The organism is Desulfuribacillus stibiiarsenatis (assembly GCF_001742305.1).
In the GTDB taxonomy this organism is placed as follows: Bacteria; Bacillota; Bacilli; order Desulfuribacillales; family Desulfuribacillaceae; genus Desulfuribacillus_A; species Desulfuribacillus_A stibiiarsenatis.
Map to the genome: position 1 here is coordinate 58,168 of NZ_MJAT01000033.1, position 22,964 is coordinate 81,131.

General features: G+C 39.0%; 18 protein-coding genes. 3 read left to right on the forward strand and 15 right to left on the reverse strand.

Annotation, left to right across the window (positions count from 1 at the left end; all coding sequences use genetic code 11):
- Positions 1-24: 24 nt before the first annotated feature.
- The 5 genes from BHU72_RS09635 to BHU72_RS09655 form a co-directional block, all read right to left on the reverse strand.
- Complete coding sequence (locus BHU72_RS09635) at positions 25-783, reverse strand: MerR family transcriptional regulator (protein ID WP_069702423.1); 759 nt, start codon at positions 781-783, stop codon at positions 25-27.
- Between the two features lie 210 nt (positions 784-993).
- On the reverse strand, positions 994-2,193 hold the full coding sequence (locus BHU72_RS09640) for a zinc-dependent alcohol dehydrogenase (RefSeq protein WP_069702424.1): 1,200 nt from the start codon (positions 2,191-2,193) through the stop codon (positions 994-996).
- A gap of 244 nt (positions 2,194-2,437) precedes the next feature.
- Positions 2,438-3,406, reverse strand: a complete 969-nt coding sequence (locus BHU72_RS09645; RefSeq protein ID WP_069702425.1) for a D-2-hydroxyacid dehydrogenase — start codon at positions 3,404-3,406, stop codon at positions 2,438-2,440.
- Positions 3,407-3,623: 217 nt separating this feature from the next.
- Positions 3,624-3,824, reverse strand: a complete 201-nt coding sequence (locus tag BHU72_RS09650; protein ID WP_069702426.1) for a capping complex subunit for YIEGIA — start codon at positions 3,822-3,824, stop codon at positions 3,624-3,626.
- Positions 3,814-4,743 carry a YIEGIA domain-containing protein gene (locus tag BHU72_RS09655; RefSeq protein WP_069702427.1) on the reverse strand — a complete coding sequence of 310 codons (930 nt, stop codon included), beginning with the start codon at positions 4,741-4,743 and terminating at the stop codon, positions 3,814-3,816. The genes BHU72_RS09650 and BHU72_RS09655 overlap by 11 nt, the downstream gene beginning before the upstream one ends.
- A gap of 180 nt (positions 4,744-4,923) precedes the next feature.
- Between BHU72_RS09655 and BHU72_RS09660 the strand changes: the two genes are divergently transcribed.
- The 3 genes from BHU72_RS09660 to BHU72_RS09670 all read left to right on the forward strand — a co-directional run bounded on the left by BHU72_RS09660 (position 4,924) and on the right by BHU72_RS09670 (position 8,665).
- Positions 4,924-7,272: a xanthine dehydrogenase family protein molybdopterin-binding subunit gene (locus tag BHU72_RS09660; RefSeq protein WP_069702428.1), complete on the forward strand. Its 2,349-nt coding sequence runs from the start codon at positions 4,924-4,926 to the stop codon at positions 7,270-7,272.
- The gene (locus tag BHU72_RS09665; RefSeq protein ID WP_069702429.1) at positions 7,272-8,108 is read left to right on the forward strand and encodes an FAD binding domain-containing protein; all 837 of its coding nucleotides are present in this window, start codon (positions 7,272-7,274) and stop codon (positions 8,106-8,108) included. The genes BHU72_RS09660 and BHU72_RS09665 overlap by 1 nt, the downstream gene beginning before the upstream one ends.
- 92 nt (positions 8,109-8,200) lie before the next feature.
- The gene (locus BHU72_RS09670; RefSeq protein ID WP_069702430.1) at positions 8,201-8,665 is read left to right on the forward strand and encodes a (2Fe-2S)-binding protein; all 465 of its coding nucleotides are present in this window, start codon (positions 8,201-8,203) and stop codon (positions 8,663-8,665) included.
- A gap of 504 nt (positions 8,666-9,169) precedes the next feature.
- Here BHU72_RS09670 and BHU72_RS09675 read toward each other — a convergent pair.
- From BHU72_RS09675 to BHU72_RS09720, 10 genes are all read right to left on the reverse strand, one after another.
- Entirely contained in the window at positions 9,170-9,736 is a 567-nt protein-coding gene (locus BHU72_RS09675; RefSeq protein ID WP_069702431.1) for a hypothetical protein, read from the reverse strand.
- Positions 9,737-10,289: 553 nt separating this feature from the next.
- Positions 10,290-13,175: an FAD-binding and (Fe-S)-binding domain-containing protein gene (locus BHU72_RS09680; protein WP_069702432.1), complete on the reverse strand. Its 2,886-nt coding sequence runs from the start codon at positions 13,173-13,175 to the stop codon at positions 10,290-10,292.
- A gap of 87 nt (positions 13,176-13,262) precedes the next feature.
- Positions 13,263-15,263: a transketolase gene (gene tkt / locus BHU72_RS09685; RefSeq protein ID WP_254006242.1), complete on the reverse strand. Its 2,001-nt coding sequence runs from the start codon at positions 15,261-15,263 to the stop codon at positions 13,263-13,265.
- Positions 15,264-15,455: 192 nt separating this feature from the next.
- Positions 15,456-17,336, reverse strand: a complete 1,881-nt coding sequence (gene htpG, locus BHU72_RS09690; protein WP_069702434.1) for a molecular chaperone HtpG — start codon at positions 17,334-17,336, stop codon at positions 15,456-15,458.
- Positions 17,337-17,497: 161 nt separating this feature from the next.
- Positions 17,498-17,713, reverse strand: coding sequence for a (2Fe-2S)-binding protein (locus BHU72_RS09695; RefSeq protein ID WP_069702435.1), 216 nt, complete (start codon positions 17,711-17,713; stop codon positions 17,498-17,500).
- Between the two features lie 90 nt (positions 17,714-17,803).
- Positions 17,804-18,124: an STAS domain-containing protein gene (locus tag BHU72_RS09700; protein WP_069702436.1), complete on the reverse strand. Its 321-nt coding sequence runs from the start codon at positions 18,122-18,124 to the stop codon at positions 17,804-17,806.
- A 31-nt stretch (positions 18,125-18,155) separates the two neighbouring features.
- Complete coding sequence (locus BHU72_RS09705) at positions 18,156-19,190, reverse strand: HD-GYP domain-containing protein (RefSeq protein WP_069702437.1); 1,035 nt, start codon at positions 19,188-19,190, stop codon at positions 18,156-18,158.
- A 7-nt stretch (positions 19,191-19,197) separates the two neighbouring features.
- Positions 19,198-19,782: an HD-GYP domain-containing protein gene (locus BHU72_RS09710; RefSeq protein ID WP_069702438.1), complete on the reverse strand. Its 585-nt coding sequence runs from the start codon at positions 19,780-19,782 to the stop codon at positions 19,198-19,200.
- 133 nt (positions 19,783-19,915) lie between these two features.
- Positions 19,916-20,515: a response regulator transcription factor gene (locus BHU72_RS09715; RefSeq protein ID WP_069702439.1), complete on the reverse strand. Its 600-nt coding sequence runs from the start codon at positions 20,513-20,515 to the stop codon at positions 19,916-19,918.
- Positions 20,512-22,689, reverse strand: coding sequence for an ATP-binding protein (locus BHU72_RS09720; protein WP_069702440.1), 2,178 nt, complete (start codon positions 22,687-22,689; stop codon positions 20,512-20,514). The genes BHU72_RS09715 and BHU72_RS09720 overlap by 4 nt, the downstream gene beginning before the upstream one ends.
- Positions 22,690-22,964 lie beyond the last annotated feature (275 nt).

Genomic DNA, 22,964 nt, shown 5'->3' on the forward strand with positions numbered 1-22,964 from the left:
TAGGTATTATGGTTACTATTATAACTAACTGATTAAGATATGAACTGCATCTCGCAGAAACGCTGCACACCCGGACTGTTTTTCATCATAGTATGCTGTGAACCGCTCGTCATCTACATACATTTGGGCAACGCCAGCGTGGGCTTCCTTACTGTACTGCCCCCAGGCTAGTGATATCCATCGTTTATGCATCTCTGCAATCTCTTGCCCTTTTTCACTTCCTGGCTCAATCCCTGATTGTACCGCTTCAACAAGTTGTTCGTTAATCTGTGTTCCTAGGGAGGACATTTCATCATACTGTTCTTTACTCAAATTCTTAAAATGTTGATTCGACTGATTTACACGATCCTCTCCATATTTTTCTCTAATTTCCTTCCCATATTTTTGCTCATTATCATCTATCAGCTTTTGCTTAAAGCCTTCAAACTTCTCTTGATCTGACATTTCAGTTCCGCCTTTCTTTGCTTGAATCGTTTTTGATACATTTTCAATTAACGTATCTAATTGTTTTCTTTTCTCTAGGAGTTTCTGATGGTGTTCTAGCAGTGCACTCATCTCATCAAAGGAATCAGCTGTGATAATCGCTTTTATATCTTCTAAACCGATACCCATTTCGCGGTAAAAGAGGATTTGTTGTAATCGATTAATTTCACTATGACCGTATATGCGGTAGCCAGATGAATTGATTCTTGCCGGCTTAAGAATTTCAATTTCATCATAATACCTAAGGGTTCTGCTACTAATCCCTGCTAATTGAGCTAACCTCTGCACTGTATATTCCATTTCCATCACCTCCTTATTTCCAAGAATACACCTTTACGCAACGTCAATGTCAATACCTTTTCAGAAAAGAAAAAAACATCTCAAAAGATGCACATTCGTTCCATCACCTGAAATGTTCTATTGGTTTTAAAGGAATCTTCTTTTATTCAACGAAACTTCGTTTGTTTTAATGAAACTTCATTTCTTTTCTTATGAATAATGTTTTCCTTCCTAATGAACCTTTGTTTGATGCGGTTTCAGGATTACCTTCACACAATCATCTTCTCTTCTACCGAAAATCCGATACCCATCCATAGCATCATCCAACGTCATAACATGAGTAATTATGTCGTCTGCACGCAATTTACCCTCAATCACATATTGCATGAGTTCATCTAAGTAGCTTTGCACGAGTGCTTGTCCTCCCTTAATTGTAATTCCTTTGGCAAAGATATCTCCGATTGGAAAGCTATTCATTTTTGCCCCATACACACCAGCTAAACCCAACGTTCCTCCATGTCGAATCGCTTCTACTTCCCAATTGATGGCAGATACAGATGCAACAGCAGGTTGGTCCTCTGGACGCAAGCCTGGCAATGGAGGGACACCCATGCGCTTCATTAAAATTGTTGCAGAGATTAAAGGATTTGTCGGCTCAGCTTCAAGACCTACTGCATCAATCACAACATCCGCCCCACGGCCCTTTGTCATTTCTTGAATCATTTCTCCTGGGTCGTTCTCCAGGAAATTAATCCCTTCTACCCCAGGGTTTATTTTCTTCGCATATTCTAATCGATACGGCAATTGATCGACTGCGATTACACGCTTAGCCCCTTTGAAAATTGCACAACGTTGTACCATTAACCCCACTGGTCCGCATCCAAACACTGCTACCGTATCACCCGGCTTCACACCACAAACATCAACAATCCAGTATGCTGTTGGCACCACGTCTGTCAATAATATTGCCTGTTCGTCTGTCAATTCATCAGGTACTCGAATCGGGCTCACATCTGCATAAGGTACCCTTACATACTCTGCTTGACCACCAGCAAATCCCCCATAGCTTTCTCCGTGGCCATAAGCAGCACCCATTTCTCCCTTATCGTTCGATCGAATACAGTGTGGCCATAAGCCTGCCTTACACATGTCACATTCACCACAGGAAATTGGAAATGGGACAAGTACCCTATCTCCTCTTTTCCACTTCTTCACGTCTTTTCCGACTTCTTCTACGATTCCCATAAACTCATGTCCAATGATTGTACCTTTTGGAACATGCGCAGTTAGACCATGGACAATATGTAAATCAGACCCACAGATACAAGTAGAGGTTACCTTCACTATTATTTCCCTCGGGTCCGTTAACTCTGGATCAGGTACTTCTGCTAACGTAATTTCATACGGTTTTTCATAAACGACAGCTTTCATCACAATCCCCCTCAATAGTAGATTATTCTAACATCTAAACACAAGTTTTCTTTATATCAACGGCGTGCATAACCGTCTGAATACAAGTCTTTCTTAGTATCTAGCTTTAGAGGATTGTTATTTATGTTTAGTCACAAAAATAAACAGTAAATTATTGGCAATTTGAGATTATAAAAAAACTTATTTTCAGATTGTACTAGAAAAAATTACAATTCCTAATTTTGCGCTTAAATTTAATGCTTGTTTATGGGTTCACAACATTAACTGGGTTGCCTTTTATGAAAGCATCTACGTTAGCTACCGCAATATCCATTAATCGGCTTCGAGCCTCGATTGGCGCCCATGCAATATGAGGTGTGATGATGCAATTTTTCGCTGTCAATAATGGATTGTCTGTTTGAATTGGTTCGACAGAAACAACATCAACGGCAGCCGCTCCCACCTTGCCAGAATTCAAAGCATCTGCTAAATCTTGTTCTTCGACAAGTGGGCCACGGGCAGTGTTAATAATCATGACACGATCTTTCATCTTAGCTATCGACTCTTTGTTAATCATGCCTTGATTTTGTTCTGTAAGAGGGCAATGCAAGCTTATTACGTCTGATTTCGCATAGAGCTCGTCTAAATCAACAAAGCGCAAGTTGTCACTCTCTAGTTCTTTCTTAGGCGTTCGATTATACGCAAGGATATTCATGCCAAACGCTTGAGCCATTTTCGCAGTTGTTTGCCCTATTCTACCGAAACCAACAATCCCTAATGTCTTCCCCTCAAGCTCAATTAATGGATAATCCCAAAAGCAAAAATCCTTACTATTCGCCCACCTGCCTGCTTTTACGGCATCACTATGATGTCCGACATGATGGCACATCTCTAGTAACAGCGCGATTGTCATCTGGGCGACAGACGCGTTGCCATAGCTTGGCACATTTGCGACAACAATGCCTAAGTCCTTGGCAGCTTGTATGTTCACCACATTATAGCCAGTGGCAAGTACTCCTATGTATTTTACTTTTGGCAGCATTTCTAATGTTTCTTTTGTTAAAGGAGTTTTATTCGTAAAAATAATCTCTGCATCCGCTGCCCTTTCGACAATTTCCTCTTGCGAATTGACGGGCGTGCGGTCATAAACCGTTAAATCCCCAAAGTTCTGAAGTCCATCCCAAGACAAATCACCTGGATTTAATGTATACCCATCTAAAACAACTAACTTCATAATTCTCAACCCCCATATGTATTTCTTACTTGTTCTTTGATTGTTTAATTGCTTTTTCATTCTTATTTCTTCTTTTTCCTTCTTAACCTGTTTATTGCTTTATTCATACTTTTATATTACTTGTTTTTACATACTTGTGTTTCTATCATTTCTTCTTATATAACTTCCATATCACTTATCGTTTTCCTTCAAATTACGTATTATTGTAATCGGTCGGTTACTTCTTTATTACCAGACAATCTCCCGTTGGTAGATAAATAATATCAGCGAAGAAACCTCTTGAAATCGATAACGCAATATCCTTGAGTTCAGTTTCATCATTTGCTAGTAAGCAAAGTGGCGCTCCACTTAAATGACGGTTTTTATCTGTCGTGATATACGCGATAATACCTTTGATTTGCCCTGCATCACTTCCCATAACGAACCTCCCCTGGTGTTTTTCCGAGTAATTCTGGGGTCTTTTTTACTGTTTCTAAGATTGGCGTCAATAGAATCGTTTCTTTGAATAGATTGAAATTCTGAATGATTGGTATTAACGCTATGACCACTTTGCCTTCCCCTGGGTTTTGGAAGCTATATCTTCTTTGCCCTAATCTCCTTGTCGTTTCGAACAAGATTGCTTGACGTTGTCCAGGATTCTCTAACGGAATCCGAAAATGTTCCTTCTTGGGATGGATCACAGCAGCTACACCTTCCCCAGCCATCCATTGCTGTGCTTCCTCTTCCCCAAGTACATTGGTAATAAAAATATTATCTACATACATTTCCGAGCCTTTGATTTCAATTTTCCCTTCCGTAACTGTTGCAATATCTTGAATCTTTAAACGTTTCGTAAAATACTTAAGCAAAAAGTAGACAATCAATCCAATCATCGATCCTGCTATCACTTTTATTTGCGGTGTCACATCTGCATAGCTTTCAAGCATTTGAATCGTAAATGCTGTTGTAAAAGCTACCAATAAGGCAACATAATTCCGCGACTCAAAAATCTTCGCAATTCCATCAATGTACGCATCTCCACGTTTCGTATACTCATGCCCCTCCAAATCTAGCAAGCTTTTTCTTTCAATTTTTCGAACCTCGCGAAACTGTTGAATGGCAAGAGCCAAGAAGGTAACGGCTGTGAAGTTTTTAGTCATTAACGTTGGAATTATAAAAGCCCCAAGAGCAGCAGCAACAACACCTGTAACAACATGTATCAAATATCCGTTTGGATAATTCGGATACTGACGATAGTCCATCTTAATCGATAAGACTCTAGCTAGTGTTCCGATTATGGTTGCGGTAACAATTAGTAGTAAGAATTCAGGTGATATGATATCTTTCCCGTTTTCCATGTCATTTCAACCCCCTTACAATTTTAAGAAACAGCACAAAATCTCAACCCGCCTTATTAGTTTCTAATAGATTTTGTTGTTTTGTATTTTGTTATACCAAGGAATCTCCGTAATATGGAATTTTTGCGGAATTGTTTGCCAATACTATAAGAATTAAAAGGAACAAATGAGGTGTTAACCATGGTCCTTCGAGACGAGGAAACTTCCGAAAAAACAATTCAAAAAAGCATCTTCCGGAAAGAAGCGCAACAGAAGGTAACTGGTGTAGCTAAATATACAGATGATTTGCCTACCACAGGGATGCTCCACGTCCATTTAGTGACTAGCCCGTACGCACATGCAAAAATTGTATCGATCGACACAAGCAAGGCTGCACGATCACCCGGCGTTCGTGCAATTGTACTGGGACAGGCATACCCCCTAACTGGGGAAGAAATTCAAGATCGGCCTATCATTGCTTTTGATAGAGTTCGGTATCACGGCGAGCCAGTTGCTGCTATAGTAGCAGACCGCATAGTCAATGCGAAGAAAGCCGCAGTATTGATTGAAGTATCTTATGAACTTCTATCTGTTGTGAATTCACCGCGGGATGGGCTGAAAGGGGATGCCCCACTTATACATCCACAGCTAGATTTATATCAAAAGATTCAACACGTATATCCAGAGCCTTACACGAACATTGCCAATCGTTCGAAGATTCGCAAAGGGGACATGCAGAAAGGGTGGAAAGAGAGCGATGTCGTTATAGAATCGAGATACACATTCTCCCCATCCGATCACATGGCAATTGAAACACGGTGCGTAACTGCTGAGATTCGGCCAGATGGTGTTGTTATGTTGAATTCAGCAACACAAGCGCCCTATATGATAAAAAAACTCATGAGCCAATATTTAAAAATCGATTCTGGAAAAATCATTGTCAATACTCCTTTTGTTGGCGGAGGCTACGGAGGTAAGGTAGCTGTTCAACTTGAATTAATTGCTTATCTAGCTTCAAAAGCAGTTGGCGGTCGACCAGTCAAGCTATGGAATTCCCGTGAGCAAGATATGATTACATCTCCTGTACATATTGGTTTGGATGCAAAAATCAAGTTAGGTGCTACTAGAGAAGGTAAAGTCACTGCTGCAGAAATCGAATATCTTTTTGATGGCGGCGCCTATTCCGACAAAGGAGCAACGATTTCCCGCGCTGCCGCTGTTACAGCTACTGGGCCGTATAACATTGAGAACATCGCTTGCGATTCCCTTTGTATCTATACCAACCACCCTTACGCTACCGCATTTCGTGGGTTTAGCCATTCCGAGTTACTTTGCGCCTTTGAAAGCGCTATGGACCAACTAGCGAAAAAACTGTCACTCGACCCGATTGAACTACGCTCAAGAAATTTAATTTTACCTGGTCACTCGACGCCTACGCAAATGGTGCTAAATAAAAGTACGATTGGAGATCTTCCCGCTTGTGTGGACAAACTAAAGGAACTCATGGCATGGAATGAAGGTCAGCTTGTACAAGTAAACGATCGAAAAGTACGTGCTAAGGGGATTAGCTTAATCTGGAAAACTTCTACGATTGATTCTGACGCAAGTTCTGGCGTGACGCTACTATTTAATCTCGATGGAAGTATCGAGTTAATGTCAGGTCTTGTTGAAATCGGGACTGGAACAAAGACAATTCTTGCACAGATACTCGCAGAAAAACTTAAGATGGACGTCTCACTGATTCATGTGAAAATGGAAGTGGATACACAAGTCATGCCAGAGCATTGGAAGACAGTTGCCAGTAGAGGAACGTTAATGGCAGGAAGGGCTGTTTTAAAAGCTGCCGACGATGTGATCTATCAATTAAAGGATATTGGATCTCGAGTACTGATATGCTCCCCTGACGATTTAGAAGTCGGTGACGGAAAGGTCTACGTACGAGATGAACCAGCAACTTTCGTGTTAGTAAAAGATATATGCCACGGCTACAAGTATCCCAATGGTTTTTCCATTGGAGGGCAAGTTATCGGACGAGGCACGTATATGCTTCGACATTTAACACATCTGGAGCGTGAAACAGGTGCGGGGAAACCAGGTCCAGAATATGCAGTCGGCGCACAAGGGGTAGAAATTGAATTCGACATTAGAGACTACACCTACAAAGTATTAAAAGCTTATTCTGTAGTGGATGCAGGAAAAGTGCTGAATCACGATTCCGCTCGTGGGCAAATTACTGGTGGAATGAGCATGGGCCTGAGCTTTGCTAGTAGTGAGTCTTTCGTTATTAATGATGATGGTCTAATTCTGAACAATCGATTGCGCACTTATGTACCATTTCATTATGGCGATCATCCTGAATATATCGTCCATTTCATCGAACGTGCACATATTGATGGTCCTTATGGTGCCCGCGGTCTTGGTGAACATGGTTTAATAGGCATGCCAGCCGCTCTTGCTAATGCAATCTCAACAGTGACCGGCGTCGAGATGGAACGTCTACCACTCACTCCTGAAACGATTTGGGATACTCTAAAGGCGGTGAAGCAATAATGATATCCTTTGACTTTGAATATTACAAACCTACTTCTACGGATGAAGCTGTAAGCCTGTATCATTCATTAGATGACCTGGGCAAACAACCAATGTACTTCTCCGGAGGAACAGAACTGATTACTTATGGAAGAGTAAACAACATCACTACTGGTGCTGTCATTGACCTTAAGGGCATCCCTGAGTGCCTAGAATTAAAGGCAAGCGGAAACCGTGTAATCATTGGCGCTGCCATTTCACTCACTAAGATTCGCGAGGCACGAGTATTCCCTTTTCTCAGTAAAGCAATTGTAGAAATTGCGGATCACACAGCTAGAAACAAGATAACCCTGGGAGGCAACATCTGTGCAAACATCATTTACAGAGAAACTGTCCTGCCATTACTACTTACAGATAGCCAAGTGGTGATTGCCACGAATAACGGTCTGCTAACGAAACCAATAACACAACTGTTTCAACAAACTCTTCAGCTTCAAAAGGGCGAATTTCTTGTGCAAGTCCAAACGGATCATAGTAATATTGACTTGCGATTTTTGAGTGTAAAAAGACGCCGACAATGGGATGTTGGGTATCCTCTCATAACTACTGCTGCCCTTTGGAATGATGGGAAAATCAAAACAGCCTTCAGTGGTTTATGCGAATATCCTTTTGTAAGCGAAGAAATGAATCAAGCACTAAACGATGATTTATTGCCTGCTACGATTCGAGTCGAACAAGCCATTGAACGTATTCCCGCCCCTGTTCTTGATGACGTCAATGGTTCTGCAGCATACAGGAAATTCGTTTTGAAGAACATTCTTTTAGATGTCTTAGAGTCTAAAAATCCTGTAGATTAAGAATCAAAAATATAGATCCAAATCAAAAAGTCTAGTGGATTAATAAGCAAAAAGCGCTTTTGAAAATTATTAGAAAGAAGGTTTTAGTTTCTATGACTTCTATCAAAACAGAAATTACCCTATCAATCAACGGTGAAGAACATACAGTATACATTCGCTATGCGGACACCCTGCTAACTGTGCTGCGGGAACACCTTGGACTAACTGGTACAAAACCTGGTTGCTTAAACGGTGACTGTGGTGCGTGCACTGTAGATGTTGACGGTGAATCCATGAAGTCCTGCATCATGCTTGCCATTGATGCTGTTGGTAAGAAAATTACTACTATTGAGGGACTTAGAGATACACCCATCCAAAAGGAGTTTATCGAGAATTTCGCATTTCAATGTGGGTATTGTACTTCAGGTTTTATCGTCAATAGTAATACTCTCATTCAAAAGTACCCTGATGCTGATGATTCTCTCATCAAAGATGTCTTAGAATCTAATATCTGCCGATGCACCGGTTACGAAGAGATAGAACGAGCTGTTAAAACAGTATTCCGAAACAGTCGTTGATTTTACTTAGTTGCCGATAGGAAAAGGCTTGCATTATGTGCGTCTTATCGTTGAGTTTATTGTGGTAACTACTCTTTCGATATGTTGGGAGGTACTCCTCCTTTTTCCACGCCTAGAAAACCGCATAGGACAAAGGAAAAAAGTTATGAAATTGATTTAGTTATTTTACAATCAAGCCTCTTAATTGAAAAGAATCTCTATAAAAAAATATAGCAACCAATATATACTAATAAAAACACTTATAATATGTTCTCTCGAAGAATTATCATATTTCCACTCAGCATATTAATACCCTTGTAAACAGTTTCATTATTTTAACTGTCTTCATGCTGCAAACGAACTTTTTCAGTGCCCTCCTACTTAAGCTTTTTGCCGTATTCCTAGCATAAAATGTCGGGAATTTAGGTTATATGCCGCAACGTATGTTCGAGCATTCCTAAGGGCCAACAATCCATCCCCCCCCTAAAGAGGATGTGGGATGAATTGTCGAATTAGGTTAAAACTCTAAAATAAAATCGTGATAAAATCACCAAAGTTAATTTTTTCTTTAGATTCTATCATGAAAATGTTTTTACCCTCTGCTATACTGTCAATTGAAAAAATTTCCATAGGACAATCTTCTATCTTTCTATCTGTAATACCTAAGTAAATACTTGAGGAATGTATCCTACCCGACCTCGAGTATATTTCAAACCCCTCAAAAACTACTCCATTTTGGATGTTTTCATCATCGTTATAATAATAACCATATTTATGAAAAAAACCTTCAACAAAAGTCATATTATTAGGGTCAACTGTATATTTACTTTCTACAGATGGTATATGCGCTAAATTAAAAGGAGCTATAGCTTTACCTTTAACCTTAGAAAAGTTTACAAAAGATTCATCAAGGTATGCAATATATCTTTCATCTTTAGTAGAATCCAAATTACTAAATACACTGAATATTATTTCGTCACTACCTATTATATTTACTAATATTTTCTCATAAAACACATTTATTACAACACATATTAGAATGTATACTATTATTGCAGTTACAATTATCTTTCTTTTTTTCCCCTTTAACATTCAAATACTCCCTTTTACAATAATCAGGACATCCATCGTAAATCTTTAAGAGCATTACAGCAGATAATGGATCTGAGTTTGCAGAACTATCTTCACTAGAAACAGCAAGCACAATTGGTGCAATACACTGCCACGAAAGATACTAGGGTCCTTAACTCTTAATGAAGCCTTTGAAGCAAATCTAAGAGAGCTAGAAATCCAATGCTGTCTGTAAACATAAAGATTTATTCCCTCGCTGGTAAGTAGGTGCCTGCTATGCAGATACTCACAAAAGGGTGAAGATTATGCCATGCAGCACCCTTATATGTTCATGTAATTTTTATAAGAATTGAACCAAACTGTACTTCTCCCCAATTTATGGATAAATATAGTTTCGATACAAAATAAACACATCCTCCTTACTTTCTCAAAAATAGAAGTTTCTCGCATGAAACTATGTGTTTTTTGAATGAAAAGCATTTGTTACTCAAAATAAGTTGCCAAAAATACACAAAAGAAAATGGCCTCCCGCAAAAGAGACCATTTTTAAAAGATTGTATTTTTTATTTTCACGTTACTTCGCTTTTGCACATCGATCCACTAAATATAGTATCGATTGGTAGCTGATGTCACTATGGTGGGACAACCCAATTTCACATGTTCTACTGTTGGAGTATCCCGACTTACAACGCCCCTCAAGCGAGTCGCTCAATGTAGCTAAGGCTGAAGCATTGAGTTCTGGAGTGGTGAAACCCTTATCTCCTGAGAAGCCACAGCATTTAATACCTTCTGGGAATATTGTATCTTTCGCACACGCAGAAGTTACAGCAACAAACTTATCTCTTAAGCCCATCTTAATGGAGCTACATGTGACATGGACAGCCACCGTTTCATTGACTGGTTCAATGTCTAAGTGCTCCAACAGATAGTCATGAATGAACTCTACTGGTTCATATAGCTTTAAGTGGTCACCCATGACACGCTGCATTCTATAGGTACACGGACTCGTATCACATAAGATAGGGATTTTCCCATTATTCGACACTGCTAATAATTCCTTCTCTAACTCTGCGCTCATTCGATCAGCTTCTTCGAAGTATCCTTTACTTTCATAAGGAGTACCACAGCATAACTCATTACGATTTTTCGGAATAATTACCTCATATCCTGCTTTACGTAAGATGGATAGTGTAACCTCAGGAATCGATCTTTGATCTATATCACTTTTCGCAGGCCCCATTGTTCTACTTATACAAGATGGGAAATACACGACTTTACGATTACTTGCTTTATTGCTATGTTTACTTAACGTCGAGTCTAAGCTAGTTGCCTTTTTCGGCATCCATGGACTCCATAGCGGGATTCGATCTCCTGAAATAGTTCTTGTTAGACTTGTGATACTTCTCATTGCCTTCTTACCAATTATCGAATGGACTCCATTGACTGCCGCAAGCCCCATACCAATCATGGAAGTGATTCCAGCGAAATGGTTAGCCGTTAATTCTGATGTCTTATTTCCAATGCGTCCTACCGTGTAGGAACGTAGTACCTTAGTATGCTCCCCGGTGTTTATTGCAACTGGGCAAGTTGTTGAACACATGCCGTCAACAGCACAAGTTTGGTTCCCCATATACGTATAATCGGATTGCAGTCGTTCTAGTAATTGTTTATCTACGGTCGGAAGGTCCTCTGCATGTGCCTTTAGGCTAGAAATCGCTCTTCGAATTACAATCCTATGACGTGGCGTAGTGGTAATGTTGCGTGATGGACAGTTAATCTCGCAGAAACCACACTCAATACATTTATCTATGATGTCGTGTGTTGGTGGCAGAGATTTTAAATCCTCGAGATGGGCGTTCGGATTGTCATTAATAATAACCCCTGGGTTAATGATCGATAGTGGATCAAATGCTTTCTTCAATCGTACCATCATATCATAGGCTTTCTTACCCCATTCCTTCTCAACAAATGGTGCCATATTACGCCCTGTACCATGTTCCGCTTTCAGCGACCCTCCGAAACGGTCTGCAACTAAATCACAAACCTCTTGCATGAAACGGTCATATCGTTCCACCTCTGAGTCATTACTGAAGTCTTGGGTGAATACGAAGTGTACGTTGCCATCCAGCGCATGTCCAAATATAATGGCTTCATCGTACCCATGCTTATCGAACAGATCCTGTAATGCAAGAATAGCTTCTGCCATATGTTCCATAGGAAAGGCTACGTCCTCGATAATAACGGTAGTTCCTATTTTTCGAACCGCCCCAACGGCTGGAAATAGACCTTTGCGTATATTCCATAACTTCATATATTCTTGCTTAATCTCGGTAAATGCAATCGGGAAAACCGTAGGAATCCCTTCTAACGCTTGCTTTACATCCTGAATACGACTGTGCAAGCTCTTCTGATCTTCTCCTGATACCTCAATTAACAAGGCGCTAGCATCCTTGTCTAACTCCTTTAAGTATGGTGGCATACCTTCAATATTCTCCACTGAACGCAAGGAGCGACGGTCCATCAATTCGGCGGCCGATACGAATTCCCGGTCTAACTTCATAACGCCACGACATGCTTGTTCGGTGTTAGGGAAGATGACTAAAGCAGAGGCACGGTTTTCATATTCTTTCACTGTTTTGTAGGAAATCTCAGCAATGAAACCTAATGTTCCTTCCGAGCCAATCATCAGATGTTTAATGATTTCAATGGCATCGAAATAATCGACAAACGCGTTAATGCTATATCCCGTTGTGTTCTTAATCTTGAATTTATGTATGATTTGTTCTTTTAAGGCACTATCTTTGAGAATCTCATCTCGAATCGCTTCAATTTCTTTCACTAGATTGGCATGTTTGACTTTAAACTCATTTATAGATTCTTGATCTGAAGTGTCTAATAGTGTTCCATCCCAAAAGATGATTTTCATATCGACGACTGTTTTATAGCTATTGTCGGCAGTACCACAGCACATACCACTTGCATTATTCGCAGCAATACCACCAATCATAGCATGGTTAATCGATGCTGGATCAGGACCTATTTTTCTCTTATACTTCAAAAGTTTGCGATTCGCTTCCGCCCCAATGACCCCAGGCTCTAACTTAATAAGCTCGCCGTTTTCTTGAACAGAACAATTCGTCCAATTGCCGAACAAATAAATCAGAATTGAATCGGATATTGCTTGACCTGATAAACTTGTACCTGCTGCTTTAAATGTAACGGGTACTTTAAGCCTTGCTGCTACCTCCATTAATTTCGTGATTTCTTTAATTGTTCTAGCTTTAATTACTAGCTTAGGAACTAAACGATAAAATCCGCCATCCGTTCCGTATGCGATTCTTCGAAGTGGGTCAGCAATTACCCGATCATCGGGGATAATCGATGATATTTCATGATAATACTGTCTATACACTGGTGGTAATGCTTGAATATCTTCTTGCCTGAGTGCTAATTTATTCATATAATCGCCCCTCATATTATAAATTTAAGCCTCTATACAATAATCATATGATTTTTTTATTCCTTTACATTAAAGATTTGCAAGAATCTATACATTTATCCACTTTTGCTTAACTTTTTCAATAATTGCTTCTACTGTTATTCCGAATTCCTTATATAATTCTTGATATGGTGCAGAGGTGCCAAATCGATTGATACCAATGGTAGTATCTTGACTATTCGTATAGCGTTCCCAACCAATTGTAGTTCCTGCTTCAATCGAGACTTTTATAGCGACATCTGCTGGAAGCACAAGCTCCTGATATTCTGGACCCTGCTGATCAAATAGCTCCCAGCTAGGCATACTTACGACCCTTGCGTCTATATTCATAGAAGCTAAACGACTAGCTGCCTCTAAGGCAATATGGACTTCTGAGCCTGTTCCAATCAGAATCGCATCAGGCTTATCTTTCTTCTCTTTACGTAAAATGTAAGCGCCAAGTTTCAAGTGACTTGCCGAGGTAGATTCACTCTGATCAAGTATCGGTACATTTTGTCTTGTGAGTGAAAATGCCACTGGTCCCTGCGCTTCACCAATAGCATAACGCCATGCTTCTAGCGTTTCATTCGCATCTGCTGGTCGTATTACCGTCAAACCAGGAATCGCTCGTAAAGATAACAAGTGCTCTATTGGTTGGTGGGTTGGTCCATCTTCCCCTAAACCAATGCTATCATGTGTAAATACGTAAATTACCTTTAACCCCATCAACGCTGCTAAACGAATCGATGGTTTCATATAGTCGCTGAACACAAGGAATGTTGCACCATACGGTAGAGTTCCACCGTGTAGAGCCATCCCATTGAGGATTGCCCCCATTCCATGCTCTCGGACACCAAAACGCAGATTCCTTCCGCTATATAGGTTTGAAGAAAAGTCCGCTGCACCTTCAATCTCAGTTTTTGTCGATGGGGCTAAATCCGCTGAACCGCCGATTAAATTCGGAATATATTTAGCAATCTTATTGAGCACTTGACCTGATGCGTTACGCGTAGCCATCCCTTTCTCGTTCCCTTGGAAGTAGGAGAGCTCACAACCCCATTGCTCCAGTAATTTCCCCTGCTGCAAACGTAACCATTGTTCGCTTAGTTCAGGATACTCTTGCGCATAACGGGTGAACTGTTGCTGCCAAAATTGTTCATGCTTCTGGCCGTTTGCGATGCACGCACGGAAATGATTGAGAATATCCTCGGGAACAGAAAAGCTATCGTCTTGCTCCCATTGTAGATATTCCTTGGTCTTCTGAAGTTCCTTCTCTCCTAGTGGCTCACCATGGGCTGATGCAGAATTTTGTTTATTTGGGCTACCGTAGCCAATTTGCGTTCGAGTAATAATGATAGTCGGTTGATCTGTATTGTTCCTTGCTATTTCAAGTGCTTCCTCAACCATCCCGATGTCGTTGCCATCTTCCACGTTCAGCACCTGCCAACCATATCCCTCAAAACGTTTACTTGTATCCTCGGTGAAGGCTAGAGCCGTTGACCCTTCAATCGATATTCGATTGTCATCATAAAGGCATATCAGTTTTCCTAGTTTCCAATGACCTGCCAATGAAGCAGCTTCGTGGGATATACCCTCCATCAGATCTCCGTCACTCGCTATCACATAGGTGTAATGATCAACAATGGGGTGCCCCGGCCGATTAAAAAGTTCTCCTAAATGCGCCTCCGCCAATGCCATCCCTACAGCATTGGCAAAACCCTGTCCTAATGGCCCTGTTGTGGTTTCCACACCTGAGGTGTGAAGGTATTCAGGGTGCCCAGGCGTCTTACTTCCGAGTTGTCTGAATTGCCTAAGATCATCTAATTCCAATTCATAGCCTGTTAAATACAATAAACTGTAAAGTAGCATCGACCCATGCCCTGCCGATAGTACAAACCGATCCCGATTCGACCATTTCGGGTGTTTCGGATTATGTTTCATAAATTTCGTCCATAGCACATATGCTGGAGCTGCCATTCCCATTGGCATTCCCGGATGCCCCGACTTAGCTTTCTCTACAGCTTCTGCTGAGAGTATACGAATTGCGTTAATACACCTCTGTTCCAACATTACAACCATCCTCCCTTTCTCTTTGTCTGCATGTCCTATGATTTTATGCCCTTTGAATCTATGTTCTCTGAATCATTTTCTTGCAAATCCCCGTGTATCTATTCTGATATACTTTTATTATAAGGGACTTACAATACCATTACGAATTTATAGCAGTAATTATGCAAAAAAAAAGCACTCCTTTCGGAGCGCTTACACCATAATTTTGCATATATCGTTCGTAAATTCTACTGGATCGTTTACTTGTAATCCTTCAATTAGCAATGCTTGATTGTATAGTAGATTCGTGTATAAACTTAACTTGTCTTTATCTTGGGCGAATGCATTTTTCAGTGATTGGAATACCTGATGGTTGGCATTAATTTCTAACACTTTATCTGCTTTTACGTTCTGGCTGTTAGGCATGGACTTGAGAATCTTCTCCATCTCCACAGTCAATTCACCTTCTGTTGCTATACATACAGGGTGACTCTTTAAGCGTTTCGATGCACGTACATCCTTCACCTTATCCGCTAATATTTCCTTCATAAACGAAAACAGTTCCTTATTTTCTTCTTGAACCGTATCTGTGTTGTTGTCCTTATCCTCAGCTTCAATCCCTAAATCGCCACTGGATACAGATTTGAATTCCTTTTCCTTATAATTCGTCAGAATACGAATCGCGAATTCATCAATGTCATCTGTAAAGTAAAGGATTTCAAAGCCTTTCTCTGTTAACAACTCGATTTGCGGTAACTTCTCAATGCGTTCAATACTTTCGCCAGACGCGTAGTAAATAAATTTCTGATCTTCTGGCATTCTGGACACATATTCATCAAGGGTGACTAATTTCTTTTCTTTCGAAGAGTAGAACATGATTAAGTCTTGTAAGTCTTCTTTGTTGCTACCGTAATCACTATATACTCCGTATTTCAGCTGTCTTCCAAACGAGTCATAGAATAGATCGTATTGTTCTCTTTCATCCTTCAATAAGCTTAGAAGCTGACTCTTAATCTTATTCTTAATATTTTTCGCAATAAGCTTCAGTTGACGATCATGCTGTAGCATTTCTCTTGAGATGTTAAGCGAAAGGTCTTCTGAGTCTACCATTCCCTTAACAAAGCTAAAGTAGTCAGGTAACAAGTCCGCGCATTTACTCATAATTAACACGCCATTTGAGTAAAGCTCTAATCCCTTTTCATACTCTTTCGTATAATAATCAAATGGGATGCTCTCCGGGATAAATAAAATCGCATTATATCGAACAGCGCCATCAACGCTGATATGCACGTGTTTGATAGGCTTGTCAAAGCCGTAACGTTTCTCTGTATAGAAGTTCTCGTAATCCTCTGGTGTCAACTCATTCTTGTTCTTTCTCCAAATTGGCACCATGCTATTGACCACTTGTTCTTCTGTGTAATCCTCATATTCATTTTCTTGATCCGCCTTAGGTCTTCTTCCCGTAATATCCATTTTGATTGGATAGCGAATGAAGTCAGAATACTTCTTAATAATTGCTTTTAATCGATATTGGTCTAAGTACTCATCATATTTCTCATCTTCTGTATTCTCTTTGATTTTTAAAATTATATCTGTACCGATTGACTCCTTATCGGACGCCTCCATCGTATATCCGTCAGCACCCTTAGATTCCCACTTGTAAGCTTGCTCACTCCCAAGTGCTTTACTGATTACCGTTACTACATCAGCAACCATGAATGCGGAATAAAAGCCAACACCAAACTGACCTATGATATCATAGCCATCTTTAATTTCATTGTCTTTCTTGAACGCTAAGGAGCCACTCTTCGCAATGACACCAAGATTCTCCTCAAGCTCTTCCTTCGTCATACCAATCCCAGAATCAGAAATAGTTAACGTTCTTTGATCCTTATCAGCTGTGATTCTTATGTAGTAACTATCCTTGCTGAATGTTAAAGAATCATCCGTCAATGCTTTATAATAGATTTTATCAATTGCATCACTTGCATTTGAGATTAACTCTCTTAAGAAAATTTCTCTATGAGTATAAATCGAGTGAATCATCATATCTAATAGTCGTTTTGATTCAGCTTTAAATTGTTTTTTGGCCACGAATAATTTCCCCTTTGCTTAGATCTGTTGATTTCGTTAGTTATGCACAGCTTATTAGCACTCTCTTCAAGCGAGTGCTAATCTATATTTTTATATACCATATATTGTTTTTTCTTGTCAACATTTTATCTTGTTTCATGTGTTTATCTTGTTTCAACCTACTAATCATTATCTTGGTCTTGTTTCAATAGTTCGATAATTTTATAATCACATCGATTTCCTTTACAGGTGCCTGAACCAGCTTTCGTAGAGTGTTTCACCTTTTCAAGAGAATCTGCCCCTTCTTTGATTGTCTTTTTTATGGTTGCTCTTGTAATCCCATTACAAAGGCATGTTTTTGTAAGTTTATCTTTTATTTCCTGACTTAACTCGTCCAACTTTCTTCCTCCATTTGCTTTACTAAGCTACTTTTGTTACATATATTCTATTATAGTCTTAACCCTATGATAAAAAAAGAAAACCTGATCCTAATATAGATCAGATTTTTCTAAGCGTAATATTTCATCTAATTTCATAATCGAGAATATCTCGAGTAAATGTTGACTTTGAATATTGACAATATGAATCTGCCCATTTTGGCATTCTAGTCTTTTGTGGTATGAGAGTATCATTCCTATGGATGTACAATCAATATATTTCACATGACGGAAATCTAGGGAAATATGGTTGCATCCATTGTCAATAAGCTCTTCCAATTTCTGTTTCAGTTTCATATGGTTGTGCAGATGAACTCTATACTCTAGTATTTGTATCGATGCTTCCTTATGCTTCATAACTACAGTATACATATTTACTGCCTCCATACATTTTTACTTATTCTTAGCAGAATTGATTATATTTCTGGTATTTTTTGCAGATCTCATTGAACTTTTCTTCTACTGCAAGGAAAGCATCGACCACCTTAGGGTCAAAATGCGTACCTGAGTCGCCCTTTATGAGCTCAATCGCTTTCTCATGTGCAATTGGATGCTTATATGGTCGCGTAGATGTGATGGCATCATACGCATCTGCTAAAGCAAATATTCTAGCTGCTAAAGGAATCTCTTCGCCTACTAACCCTTGTGGATATCCTTTACCGTCATATCGCTCATGATGACTCAAGACAATCTCAAGCCCTAATAGATAGAATCCCCGTGTTAATTGCTGTCCATGGACGACTTTACTTAGTGTTTGGGCTCCAATAATTGTATGCTCTTTCATTTCCTCGTATTCTTCATCTGTAAGTTTTCCTGGTTTCAGCAATATGCTGTCGCGAATCCCTACTTTGCCGATATCGTGTAGCGGACCTACTTTATATAACAACGTTATAAACTCATCATCTAATCCCATCTGTTCCGCTAGTAATACGGAGTACTCTCTTGTTCTATCTAAATGTTTCCCTGTTGCAGGATCTCTTTGTTCTGCCAAGTTTGCCAACGCAAAAATCGTGTGATCTTTCACTTCAAAGTACGTCTCACCAACAATTGCTATCGTTTCATGGTGGAGCATATCCACAGCACCTATATAGTCAATTAATTGATCTTTTGGCACGTTATCCATTAGAATTTTCGCATAGCTCTCCTCAAAGAAATGAAATACACGAATAAAGGTCTTAAAATCAATGTCATTATAGGCTACTTTCATTGCTACTTCCGCATTTCCTTCGTAATACGCATCTAAATTACTTAAACTAAGATGAGTAATGAAATCTTTAATGAGACGTTCAAAACCTTCTAAAAAATACACCTTCTCATCTTCGTTTGGTAAAATATTTTCTCTCTCTATAATTGCTAACCAATTCTTTAGAATTGTTTCTTGATGTTTTTTAAATAACAGGGCAACATCTTGAATCATTGCAATGTGCTTCTGTTTCATAGAGAAGTCACGCCCTTCCAGTTAATATAGAGTCTCTGTCTTTACTTATGGAACGGTATTCTTTAAAATGGCTTTTCATATTTCTAACGAATATCTCCCAAATTTCGGGGTCATACAGATACTGCCCCTCTAATGAAAGTTCTTTTAAGAATTTGTACTTCTGATATTCTGTTAAAAACGTTTGACCATGGCTTTTGTTATGATAAAAATCTGCAATAGCAAGTATTTTAGCAAACAAGTGAATCTCCGAGCCTTTTAGACCAAAAGGGAAGCCGCTTCCATCATAAAGTTCATGATGAAACAGCACAGCAAGTAGTACACTGCAATCAAACTCGTTTTTACCCGCTAGTACTTCAAACCCTTTTTTCGCGTGATCACTATCACTATGAGACATGATACCAATGTCATGGAGTAATCCCGCACAAGCTAAATGATATATATCTGTCTGTGATAGCTTCAGCCAATTTCCGATGGTTGCACAGAGTATTCCGACATGAGTAGACTTTGTATCGATTAATTCAAAAATGTTCGAAGACTTCTGTAGATGATATATAATTTCTATAGCTTTATGACGTATTTCCATAGTATTCATAAGGCACTCCCTAGAATCAATGACATTCTTTTCACCAATACTGTGAAAATTATAGCATCGGACTCCGCGAATTACTATTTACTAAAGTTAATAAAAATTGAAATGTTACAAAAATGAGCAATTTGTACTGAGTCTAAATAACCTCCTCTTCCTTGGCCTTTACAATTGCTTGAGTTCGATTTTTAAGATTTAACTTTTGGAAAATTGTATTATTGTAGACCTTGATGGTCCCCTCTTTTAATTGCAATTTATCAGCAATTTCTTTATTCGTATAGCCTTTCTCAATCCATTTAAGAATCCTAAATTCTTGCTCAGTTAAGGAATCAATTTCTCCTGAAGCCTTTTGAGTAGGTATGTTCACTTTGGCTTGTGTTCTTCGCAATAGCGCATTAATCTTAGCAATTAATACGTTCGGATCAAACGGTTTCGTCATATAATCGTCCCCACCGATCTCTAGTCCAGAAATAATCGTTTCTGTTTCTTGTAAACAGCTTAAAAAAATCACTGGTATCGCATATTTCTCTCGGATAGTTTTGCAAATATCGAGTCCCGTCATATCAGGTATCATGATATCTAATATAATCACATCAGGTCGATAGCGTTCGACAGCTTGAATCCCTGTTTTCCCACTATCTGCACAAAGTACCTCATACTCATTTTCTATCAAATACAATTCAATCAGTGCTCTAATCTTATACTCATCATCTATTACTAAGACCTTTCCCTTACTCATGATATACCCTCCAGATACTCAACCTGAACGAATTGAAATGGCAACATAAAATAAAAACGACTCCCCTCTCCTAGAACACTTTCTACTCCAATGGTACCCCCGTGATTTTCGATGATCTCTTTCACAATTGCTAACCCAAGACCTGCACCTCGAATCTCTGAATCCTCCTGTGTTTGGACTTTATAAAAGCGATTAAATATATATGGAAGATCTTTCTCGGGTATGCCTGGACCGTTATCAATTACACCGAGTTTCAGATAGTGATTCTCATCGATTGTAACGATGGAAGTTTCAATTGAAATGATTCCACCGGCTTGCGTGTATTTTTTTGCGTTAATCACCAGATTCATAAACACTTGTTCAATTCTTTTAGGGTCAATATTCCCCATAACTTCCGATAAACCATCTTGTCTTGTAACATTCTCATGATAATGAAATACAAGTCCCTTTTTTTCTACAATTGGTTTCTGTTTATCATATAATTGCCTGAAAAATGTTAGCATCTCAATCCTTTGATAGCTAAATTTGACATGCCCAGATTCTAGCTTCGATAACTCTTGCAAATCTTTAATAATATGCGCCATCAATTGAGTATCACTGTATATGGAACGCAAATACTTTGAGTCTTCTTTATCAATTACCCCATCAATCATTGCTTTTATATACCCTTGTATAAAGGTAAGGGGAGTATTGAGTTCATGAGACACACTAGCAAACAATTTTCCACGTGCTTGTTCCATTTTTATTAAATTATCGTTCGCTTTTTGTAATTGCTGCGTTCTTTGATGCACCTTTTGCTCTAGTGAGAAGTTTAGTTCTTGTAAATCAACAGATAATCGCTCGACTTTATCGAAAGATTTTGAAAATCTTCTAGATAAATTGACTGCTTGAACAAAAATATAAAAAAATAATCCTAAAGAAACTAACTCATCCGTTGAAATCCATTGACCGTAGTAAAATATATCGTTTAATACTGCAGCAAACAGTACCAACACACCTAAGAAGTTGAGATATGCTCCTTCCCGACCTCGAAGTAATCGGATAATCGTCACAATGAGGGTAGTACTCATCACCAAGAAAGCTAAAGCAAACATGACATACACCGTAGTAGTAAACACATAGGTTGGTGTAACTAAAACGAATATTCCGTAAACAATTAAGCAACCTACTAAGATCTTTACAATAATTTTCGGAATATCTACCATACATTCTAATTGCTTAAAAAGCAGGAAGAAAATGAGTCCAAAAACACCCGCCAAGTATTCAGTTTTCACTGCAGCATCCCAACCACAATCTCTAATAAAATAAACAAATAAATTGTCACTTAAAAGCGATGCCCGTATACCTATACCAAAACATGCTAAAGCAAAAAATAGCGGTGAAAATTCCTTCCGTCTAAGGAAAAATAATACTACATGGTACATTCCAATGATAAAGATACTACCTATAATAAATGTTTGAAATATTATATTGTGCTCCCGGACCGCCAATATATGTTCACTCGTACCAAAAGTAATTGATTCCCAAAGACCTGATTTTCTTTGATAGAAATCTGACACATGAATCACAATCTCTATCATTTCCGATTGTATTGGGAAGCTAGCTACTTGCGATAATTCCTTCGGCAACATTTCTTCCCTTGTTTTTCCAACAATACCATTGGAAATCAACTCAACGTCATCCACCCAAATCGTGTATGCAGTTGCTACACTTGGGATGTATAAAGAACCCACCTTCCCAATTTCTGAAGCACTTACATACAACTTCAACCGATATGTAGCATATCCTTCGTTCGGTAGGCTCTCTCCATCGATACTATATTTACTCCAATTACTCGGAACAATAACTATATCGGTCCTCTTATCTAATATGTGCTGCTTTCCATCAGCTTGCAAATCTTCTGGAAACAGCAATTGATCCCAGTAAAATTCCCACTCGCCATCCAATGTAAAAGGTCCATCCACACGAATATTCTTTGCACGCAAATCTAATATTCCTTTTTCAGCGACTACTTGTTCTAACAACTGATTTGGGTTGATTGATTGAATGGCATCCCTTGTAGCAGCATTCACAGATGGAAAAATCTTTATGCTAAACAAACTTAAGCTAATAATAGCAAGTACAATGGTTAAAGTCAGTAAGTTTTTCGACGAGAATAACTTTTTAGGTTTCATACAATATGCTCCATGTGATTTGATCCTTCATGTCAATCTATAATCCACGTCAATTTATAATCCACGTCAATTTATAATATATTCCATATTCCATAGGAAACTAGAAAAACCTTTTTCCACATAAACAAAACTTGGCAATCGCCAAGCTTTAGCGAAGAGAATGCTTAGTTGCCGTTACTTATACTCAGAATTTTTATAAATTTGAGTATGAAAAATAAACACTGCCAGTAACTCAGCAGTGTTTATTCCGGTGTATAAGTTGCGTTATTATATTT